The sequence below is a fragment of the Massilia sp. CT11-108 genome (assembly GCF_047302915.1).
Taxonomy (GTDB): domain Bacteria; phylum Pseudomonadota; class Gammaproteobacteria; order Burkholderiales; family Burkholderiaceae_D; genus Telluria; species Telluria orientalis.
In genome coordinates this window covers 1-403 of the sequence record NZ_JBKYMO010001289.1, presented here as the reverse complement: position 1 = coordinate 403, position 403 = coordinate 1, and the positions used below count along the sequence as shown (strand labels likewise).

Sequence of the window (403 nt, the reverse complement as noted above, 5' to 3'; positions counted from 1 at the left end):
CGGCGTCGATGCGCGCGTGGACGACGCCGGCGCGGTCGAGGAACGCCTGCGCCAGCGCGCGCCGCTGCGCATCGGCGGCGCGGTTGATCCAGAAATGCGGTAGTCCTTCGAGCATGCGCAGCAGTCTATCCCAAATGCGCGGCCCGCAGTCAGAACACCGCGCGCACGCCGGCGTTGCCGCCGACCTGGTAATAGCCGCCGCGACCCTCGCCGGTGACGCCGTAGTACAGGTAAGCGCCCTTCCCGACGTGCAGCGTGCCGGTCACGCCGCCCTGCACGAAGGCGCGGCCCACGCCCGGCGCACCGATGGTGACGCGCTCTCCCGCCAGCCAGGCCGACCGGGTCGGCCGCAGCAGGCCGCCGGCATCGACGCCCGCGCCCAGGTTGACGCGATAGGTCGAGG

1 protein-coding gene is annotated in these 403 nt (G+C 73.2%); it reads right to left on the bottom strand.

The window, feature by feature from the left end:
- Positions 1-149 precede the first annotated feature (149 nt).
- Positions 150-403 (bottom strand): hypothetical protein (locus tag ACEN88_RS34445; protein ID WP_413346897.1); only part of this gene is annotated, 254 nt, incomplete at its 5' end.